This window comes from Aeromonas sp. HMWF014, assembly GCF_963878295.1.
Classification (GTDB): Bacteria; Pseudomonadota; Gammaproteobacteria; order Enterobacterales; family Aeromonadaceae; genus Aeromonas; species Aeromonas popoffii.
Window position 1 is genome coordinate 1 of the sequence record NZ_CAWNYS010000060.1, and the last position, 5,634, is coordinate 5,634.

Below are 5,634 nucleotides of genomic sequence, written 5' to 3' on the forward strand. Positions count from 1 at the left end.
GCTGTGGCCCTGACCATCTTCGGCCACGCCGAGCCCGAGCCACCAGCGGCCCTGATCCGGCTGCTGACGCAGCAAGGTCACATAGAGCTCGGCCGCCTCGGCATTGCGGCCCAGCTCCTGGGTCACGCCAGCCCAGGTGGCGTAATAATCCAGATTGCTGGCCAGATCCGGCTTATAGCCGGTCAACCAGCCGAGCGCCTTGAGCTGATCGCCGCTGCTGATGGCGAGCCTGGCCAGCAGCAGCCGAAAATCCGCCTGCTCTGGATCGAGCCGGATACCCTCTTCCAGCAGTTGAGTGGCCTCGCTCAGCCGACCTTCGCCATAGAGCAGACCCGCCAGTTGCTCGCGGGCCCCCTGATTGTGCGGGGCATGAACCAGCACCTGATAGTAGTTGTCCTGGGCATCGCGCAATTGCCCCCTGGCCATGGCGGTGGTGGCCTTGCGCTCGGCCAGGGTTGCCAGCTCGGCCTCGGAGAGGTTCACCGTCTCTATCTTCAGCACACCCGGTTTGCGCGGTGGCGGGACGACAGCCTCTTGTTCCGCTTCCAGCTCGGCATAGAGGTCAGGCTGCAGCGCTTCATCACTCGGCGCCACCGCTTCATAGCCGGTTTCATCCTGCTCCTCCTGCACCGGCTCGGGATCGGCTGCGAGCTCGGGTCTTGCGCTCGGAGTGGGCAAGGCCACCACCAGATCCACCGGCTCAGGCTCCTGCTCCTCGTCCGCGGGTGTGACCGGCACAACGCGGGCAACGGCATCAGGCCGTGGCTCGCTGGTCGCCTGCACCTGACTCTGAGGCACAACCCGCTGGCTCTGCTGCCAATAGATCCAGGTCCGCCAGCCGAGAATGCCGAGGGCCAGACCGCAGATCAAGGTCAGCACCAGCATCCACCAGCCCTGTTGCCGAACAGGAGGCACATAGACGGCCCCCTCCCTCCCCTGCTGACGCAGTTCCAGATCCTTGAGCATCTGGTTGATCACGCTCATGGCCAGACTCCATAGGCCAGGGCGCACCCCAGCAGTAGTAACAGTGGCCACCAGCGACCCCGAGCGGGGCGGCTGGCATCGTCGGTATCGCGAATGGCTAGGTGCACCAGACCGGCATCGATCTGACGCTCACCCCGGCCATAGGCCAACATCAGGCACTTCTGCGCCAATATGTTGGTAAGCCGCGGGATGCCACGGGAGGCGCGCCACAGCAGGCGCATGGCGCGACCACTGAACAGCGGGGCCCCGCGATAACCCGAAACATGCAATCTGTGCTCCAGATAAGCGCGGGTCTCGTCAAAGCGCAGTGGCCGCAGGCAGTAGGAGAAGCCGACCCGCTGGCGCAACTGGCGCAGATGGGGCTTGGCCAGCCTGGCATCCAACTCCGGCTGGCCGAACAGCACTATCTGCAGCAGCTTGCTCGATTCGGTCTCCAGGTTGCCGAACAGCCGGATCGCCTCCAGGGTCTCGTCCGGCAGGGCCTGCGCCTCGTCGATCAGCACCACCACCCGGCTCCCATGCTGATGCAGGCCTATGAGGTGGCGATGAATGCGATCCGTCAGATCCAGCTCGTTGCCCTCCCGTACCGACAAGCCCAGCTCCAGGGCCAGCGCGGTGCGCAGCTCGGCGGGGGTGAGGTGCGGATTAGGCAGCCAGGCCAGACGCACAGGACAGGCCTCTGAACCCAACTCGCTCAGCAGCTTGCGACAGAGCAGCGTCTTGCCGGTGCCGACCTCGCCGGTCACCTTGATGAAGCCCTCCCCCTGCATCAAAGCCCAATTAAGAACCTGCAGCGCCTCCTCATGGGGAGGCAGCCCGTAGTAAAAAACCGTGTTGGGGGTGAGGCCGAACGGCGCCTCCTGCAGACCGAAGTGGTTCAGGTACATGAGTCGTCACCGGCCTGGGTGTCTGCCGTGGCACCGAGCCACAGGCCGTCTGGAACAAAGCCAACCGTGTGCTGGGTCATGGCTTAGCCCTTGGGCGGATACCACTTGTCGAGCAGATCGGAGGAGCGCTGCAATTCGTTTTGCCAGGTGTCCTTCTCCACCACGGTCGGTTTGAGCAGGATCACCAGCTCCACCTTCTTGGTACTCTCGCGGCGGTTGGTGAAGGCCTCGCCGATCCAGGGGATATCCCCCAGCAGCGGTACCTTGCTGACGATCTCCTGCTTGTCGGTCTTCATCAGGCCGCCGATGACGATGATGTCACCGTTATTGGCCTGCACCACGGTATCGGACTCGCGGATCGAGCTCTTGGCGAGCGGCAATTCCAGCTTGCCCCCCGTGGTGCCCAGATTTATCGTCTTGTTCTGCTCTTCGGTGTCGATGACGGAGGGGTGAATGTGCAACAACACCTTGCCCTCTTCGTCGATCTGTGGCGTCACGTCCAGCGCGATACCGGAGAAGAAGGGGGTCAGCTCAACGTTCGGGGTGCGTTCTGTTCCGGCCGTCGTTGAGGTTACCGTGCTAGTGGCGTTGGTGACGAAGTATTCGTCCGTCCCCACCTTGATCACCGCCTTCTGGTTGTTGGTCGCTGTCACCCGGGGACTGGAGAGGGTATTCACATCCCCCTGGGTCTTGAGCAGGTTGACCGCCACGTTGAAGTTGCCATCGGAGATCTTGAAACCGGCACCGCCCCCCAGTGCAGTGAAGATCTGGTTGGGTGTCGTGGGCAGCTGGGTCGGGGCGAGCGAGCCGCCACCGGTAATCCCCTTGTTGCCATCCCAGCTGGCGGAAAGGCCACTCCAGTCCACCCCCTGTTCGTAACCCTCGTTGAGAGCCACTTCCAGAATGCGCGCCTCCAGCACCACCTGGCGCTTGAGGTGGGTCTCGGACTGGCTGAGGAATTCACGCACCGCTTTCAATTCTTTCGGATAGGCACGGATGGTGACCAGACCCGCCTGCGGGCTGGTGATGACGGCACGACCATCGCCACTGCCAACCAGCATCTCCAGCGAGGTGCGCAGATCAGTCCAGTAATCGCTATCGGTGTCTGTCTCGATGCGGGTGCCGTTGCCGTTATTCGAACTGGTATTGCCGTTGGATGCATTGCTGCTGTTGTTACTGCCGCTGTTGGCGTTGTCGAAGTTACTGCTATTGCTGTTGTTGCCGTTGGCTGTCACCCCGCCCGTGCTGACCGAGGTACGGGACAGACCACGACGGGACATCATCAGGTAGTTGACCGGTATGGTTTCAGTGCGCAGCCCAGCCGGATAGACGTGGAATACATTGCCCTTGCGCTGCACATCAAAGCCATACATGTCACCCACCACCGCCAGCACTTCAGACAGGGTGACGTCCTTGAGCTCGACGGAGATCTGGCCGGCCACACCGGGATGCACGGCCACGCTGTAACGGGAACCCTTGAAAAGGGAGCCGAAAAATTCCACCGCATCCACATCGTGGGCGGCGATACGCAGCCGCGGTTCCGGCATGCTGAAGGCCTGGGGCGGCCGATTCATCTGCAGTAACTCGCTCTGTACCGACTTGGGCACTGTCGCCAATCCCCCGACTTTGTTCTGCTCGGCCATGGCGTGTTTCAGTGCATCCTTGGCCTGCACGGGTTCGGGGTGCTGGTAGCTGGTACAGCCTGCCGCCAGCACGGCCACAGAGATCAGGCAGAGATGATTGTTTTTCATGTAATGAGTGCACCCTGACTTTCAATTAAACTCGACAAACCTTGCCCCACCATCTCGGGTGGGGCGCGTTCAGATGCGGACCTTGCTGGCAAACAGGGTCAGCGACTGGCGCTTGCCCCCCTTCTCCAGCACCACGGCATCTGCACTGATGGACACCAGTCGATATCCCTCGACCTGCTGGCCCACCCGGTAACTTTTTCCGTTGAGCACCGCCAGTGCCGGACCATTGCCCAGCATCACGCTCTGCAATGTTGGTAAACCGGCGCTCTGGCTGGCCGAGACCCCTGCCCGGCTGTTCATCCCGTCCAACGGTTCCGTGGGGTCCTGCAGCACCTCGGCCTGGGCCACTGCGCCCAGCAGACAACACAATAGCGTCAGCCATCTAACCACGAATAAACTCCTTGCTGGTGCTCAGGGTGTAGATTTCCATCTCCACCACGGCCTTGGGATGTTCCTGCACCTGGTAGTCAAACTGCTTCCAGTAGAAGTGACGGGGTAACGCCTCCAGTGCCTTCAGGTACTGATAGACATCGAAGTAACCGCCCTCCAGCTTGAGGCGGATGCCGTGCTTGAACAAGTTGATGCGCTGATCCCCCGCCATCAGCGGCTGGGGGGCGAGGGAGGTCAGTGCCAGCATGTGCAGATTGGTGGAGCGTGACAACAGAGCCTCCAGCACGGCTGGCATCTCGTGGGCCTGGATCAGATCCACCGTCTGGGCCTTGAGCTCGGCATCCAGCCTGTCGATATCCCCCTCGACCCGTACCAGCTGCTCGCGCACGCTCTGATCGGGATCACGCGCCAGCCTGGCCTGCTTGCCCAAGTTCTCGAGATCCATGATTTCCAGATCCCGCTGGGCCGTGGTCAAGGCCACCCTGTCCTGCGCCAGCCGCAGGGCGGCGCCATCCAGCCAGCCATAGATGGCGCCAGCGCAGATCAGCACCAGACCGGTCAGCAGGATCAATATCCGCTCGCGCTGGCTGAGGGCGGCAATCTTGTCCGCCCATGCCTGCCATTGTGCTTTCAGGCTCATCAGGGCTTCTCCCGCTCAATGCCGCTGAGCTGGAAGGCCAGCCGGCCCTCCTTGTCACGGTTCAGGGTCAATTCACTAAACTGCTTGCCCGCCAGCGACGGGGTCTGCTGGAAACGCTTTACCCAGGCGGGCACATCCTGGCTATGGTTGGCAAAGCCGGACAGGTTGATCCGCCCCTCGGCGATCTCGATACGCTGCAAGGAGAGCTGCTTATCCCGAATGCGGGAGAGATCGGCCATCAGGCCAGCGTAGCCCTGGGATTTTTGCAACGCCAAACTGCCCAGCTGCTGCATCAACTCCTGCTTGGCAGTCAGTTCTTCCTGCTTGCTGGCCAGCTGCTGTTGCAACACAGCATTGGCTTGGTGGCGGGTCAACTCGGCATCCAGCCGTTGGGCCTCGCCACGCTTGACCTCCAGCGCCGCGCGCACCTGCGCCAGCTCACGGCCAACCCCTTGTTGCTGCCAGCCGTAGAAGGCGCCCATGCAGAGCAGCACTGCCACGCAGCCACCCCAGACCAGCGCCATCTGGTTGAGGCTGGCCCACTGGCGTCTGGGGCGAAACTCGGCGCCATAAAGGTTGATCTGACGTTTCATCAGGCATCCTCCCCGATGGCGGCAGCATAGGCAGAGAGATACTCAACACCGGACAGTATCGCCTTGTTGGCCATGGCGGAGACGGCGAAGCCGAAGGTCTGCTCCATGTGACGCACCAGGGTACCGATGAAGGGTGAGGCGATGGCGAGCTGCATCTGACCCAGCTCCGGCAGCTTGAGCTGGCCGACCAGGTAATCGAGGGAGCGCTGGATCTCCAGCGCCAGCGAATCGAGCAGCATGCTGTCCGGCTCATGCTCACCGGTGAGGGCGGTGAAGCCGCGCAGCTGGCGGGAGAAGCAGAGGCCGCCCTGATGGAATACCAGCAGCTGCAGATCCTGTCCCCTGGGCTGCCACAACAGCATGCGTACCGCGTTGTCAGCCTCATAGAG

At 62.3% G+C, this 5,634-nt stretch carries 6 protein-coding genes and 1 pseudogene; all 7 read right to left on the reverse strand.

Translation table 11 applies throughout. From position 1 onward, the window contains the following. Positions 1–984: tetratricopeptide repeat protein (locus AAC083_RS02350; RefSeq protein WP_181364888.1), on the reverse strand; the 984-nt coding region annotated here is incomplete at its 3' end. Then, entirely contained in the window at positions 981–1,871 is an 891-nt protein-coding gene (locus AAC083_RS02355; RefSeq protein WP_108537932.1) for an ExeA family protein, read from the reverse strand. The genes AAC083_RS02350 and AAC083_RS02355, both read right to left, overlap by 4 nt. Before the next feature lie 83 nt (positions 1,872–1,954). Beyond that, entirely contained in the window at positions 1,955–3,622 is a 1,668-nt protein-coding gene (gene mshL / locus AAC083_RS02360) for a pilus (MSHA type) biogenesis protein MshL (RefSeq protein WP_108537933.1), read from the reverse strand. Between the two features lie 69 nt (positions 3,623–3,691). Continuing rightward, positions 3,692–4,012 carry a SctD/MshK family protein gene (locus AAC083_RS02365; RefSeq protein WP_108537934.1) on the reverse strand — a complete coding sequence of 107 codons (321 nt, stop codon included), beginning with the start codon at positions 4,010–4,012 and terminating at the stop codon, positions 3,692–3,694. After that, entirely contained in the window at positions 4,005–4,652 is a 648-nt protein-coding gene (locus AAC083_RS02370) for a hypothetical protein (protein WP_042037981.1), read from the reverse strand. The genes AAC083_RS02365 and AAC083_RS02370 overlap by 8 nt, the downstream gene beginning before the upstream one ends. Continuing rightward, entirely contained in the window at positions 4,652–5,245 is a 594-nt protein-coding gene (locus AAC083_RS02375) for a PilN domain-containing protein (protein ID WP_108537935.1), read from the reverse strand. Before AAC083_RS02375 ends, AAC083_RS02370 begins: the two co-directional genes overlap by 1 nt. Continuing rightward, positions 5,245–5,634, reverse strand: a pseudogene (locus AAC083_RS22830) (MSHA biogenesis protein MshI); the annotation flags it as partial. The pseudogene AAC083_RS22830 and the gene AAC083_RS02375, both read right to left, overlap by 1 nt.